Here is a 2,626-nt window from a genome sequence, read left to right as displayed (position 1 = left end):
AGAGTTCACTGCTCATCCGCGCACCCATCTCAACAGATGTCCTCCAGACTACCGGGAAATGGTGCTAATAATGTTTGAGGATTCGTACAATTGCCGTATTCCTTTCTCCTCAAGGCATTAATTCTTCTTGTCATCCTCAAATGAGCGAACCGACAGTAACTAACAACTTGGGTTATTAATCTCAAGTTACTGGTTTTATTAACTACTTTTAATTATTTATCTAGGCATCATAAAAAATAGAAAGCTTTGAGTAGTGCAAGTTTAAAACTTGATAAAGAGTTTTAGGTTGTATTTGAGATAATGTTTTAGACAGTTAGGAAATAGCTGGCACTAAGAGTGAGGTTACTAGAACCTTGAATGATCGCAATTAACTCAGGACTAGTTTCATTCAGAAATAAGGCTGTACCTGTAGCTAAACCAGTTGGCGCTGCTCCCAAGCTATAGCTCGAGTTGGAGCCAGACAATTGCAGCGTATCTTCGGTGGCATTGAAATCAGCAATTATAGCGTAGTCGCCCAGTCCCGAAGTACTAGTATTACTATCGCTGTAGAAGACACCGACAATCGCACCTAAGATAAACTGATCACTGCCAGTGCCACCAGTCAAAAGGTCAACTTCAGCAACACCTCTTGCTGCTGTATCTGTTCCAGTGAGTACGTCGCCACCTTCATCTCCAAACAGGCGATCGCTTCCAGTGCCACCGAATACAGAATCATTCCCACGTCCGCCATAAACAAGGTCATTACCACTGTCGCCGAAAACAGAATCGCCACCATCACCACCTGTAATGTAGTCAATTCCTGCATTACCACGGATGGTATCATTGGCTGCACCACCCGCTTGTGTGTCGTTGTTAGCGGTACCCAAAAGATTGAGAGCAACAATAGCTTTGTTATTTTTAGTACTGGCATCGTTCTGTCCAGTGAATTCAGCATTAACTACTGTATTCAAGTTCAGGAGAACACCGTTGGATTGGATAAAGCTATTGCCTTGGAGTAATTCTGTATAGAGAGTGTGAGCATAACTGTGATTGCCAGCAAAATTCCACTGTCCAGGCTGAAATAGGTCATTCCAGTTGGTATAGACATCCAGGGTAGCCAAGCGAGCATCATAGCCTAAAGTTTCACTAGTATGAATAGAGACAACGCGATTGGCGTCGCTCGGATCTAAGCGTTCGCTTGCTGTTTTGCCTTCAAACTCAGGTCCTGCTGGATCTAAACCTACTATTTGAGTAAGAGAACGCCCTGTAGATTCACGGTAGGTTGAGCCAGTGAATCCAGCAATGTGCGCTCCCAGACTATGCCCGATTAGGTTGGTGTAAGTCGGATCTACGCCATTATTTATTAAGTAGGTAGCCAACTGACTAGCGACATCGCGTGTTCTGGCGGCGGAAGTGGAATACCACAAGGAACTAGCTCCTTGTTCCCAATCTAGCAGAATGATATTAGCATTTGACTCGCGCTGCCGAATAGTTTGGGCTATGTTTGCCATCCAGCCAGCGGGTTTGTAGTTATTGCCTGCATTGCCGCCAGTGCTTTGATAACCATGAATAACAACATAAGTCGGTGCCTCAGAAGTAATGCGCCCAGAACGGTTGATAGAACCGTTACCCCAAATATTAAAGTTGACTTCAACCATCTGAAAAATCCTATGTGGAAAATCTTTGTTTCTTGAAGATAAAATTATTTTTCAGCAAAAACTGCACTTACTTCATCGCTTAAATGGTTACTGAAAAATAAATAGTAAGTAGAAAACCATTTAGGGTAATTGATCCCATGTATAAAAACGATTTTAGATAATTGTAAAACATTTTTCAAAAGATTATGTTACAGCTGCTTTGTCTCTAAATTTATATTTTAATTGAACAGTAAATATCAATCCAAATAATTTTAAAAACTCATTGTGGGATAATTAACTTTAAAATAACTAATTGATATTCTTGTTAAAATTAGTATAAATTTAATTTAAAAATAAGTAAATTTTTATTTATGGTCAGGGCTTAAGATAGGGAAGTGCCGCAGCCAGGGCAAACGCATCTAAATTACTCTTGATTACAACGAAGGCTAAGAACCAACGAAAAAATTTTTCCTTTCGCGCTTGATTATTTTTTAAGCCCCAAAGCGATGCCTGCGATCAGCTACGCCAATACCTAAAATTTTTACAACAAGCAAGAGTTAATGACATTATTTTTGGTTCTATTGAAAATAGAATTTGCTTATTGACATGATGCGGTCGCCCTGACCACTGCCCCAGATATTTTGAGATTGATTGTATTAAATAGGCTAAAAGCCAGATTAGGAGAGGCTTTGAAACAAAGGTATAATTTTCTGTGACAATAATAGGGCAGTATAAAAAGTAAATGGTCAATAAAAAATGGGCAGTAAAACGATTGACAGTAAATCTCACGTCAATAGAAAGACAGAAATTGTCACAATACTGTGCAAAAACAGGAAGATCCATGAACGATGTAATTCGGGAATTACTGCGTTCTTTAAAGGTTGATAGTGACGAAGCATCGGAAATTTCGCCAGACTCTGAAGTTTCAGAATTAGCTCGGCTTCAAAAATAAGCCAATTAATGAAGAACAGGATATTACAGGACTGTTTACAAGACTCAAATGATGCTTG

Annotated in this window: 1 protein-coding gene; it reads right to left on the bottom strand. The window is 39.7% G+C overall.

All coding sequences use genetic code 11. The features are described 5' to 3' along the window. Positions 1 to 305: 305 nt before the first annotated feature. Positions 306 to 1,637, bottom strand: a complete 1,332-nt coding sequence (locus tag H6G97_RS49530; RefSeq protein ID WP_190947580.1) for an alpha/beta hydrolase family protein — start codon at positions 1,635 to 1,637, stop codon at positions 306 to 308. Between the last annotated feature and the right edge of the window lie 989 nt (positions 1,638 to 2,626).

This window comes from Nostoc flagelliforme FACHB-838 (assembly GCF_014698065.1).
In the GTDB taxonomy this organism is placed as follows: Bacteria; Cyanobacteriota; Cyanobacteriia; order Cyanobacteriales; family Nostocaceae; genus Nostoc; species Nostoc flagelliforme_B.
This window is presented reverse-complemented; position numbering and strand designations above follow the sequence as displayed.

Bases quoted from the DNA above. Each gene is read 5' to 3' on its own strand.
- H6G97_RS49530 (WP_190947580.1), bottom strand. From the start codon at position 1,637: ATGGTTGAAGTCAACTTTAATATTTGGGGTAACGGTTCTATCAACCGT.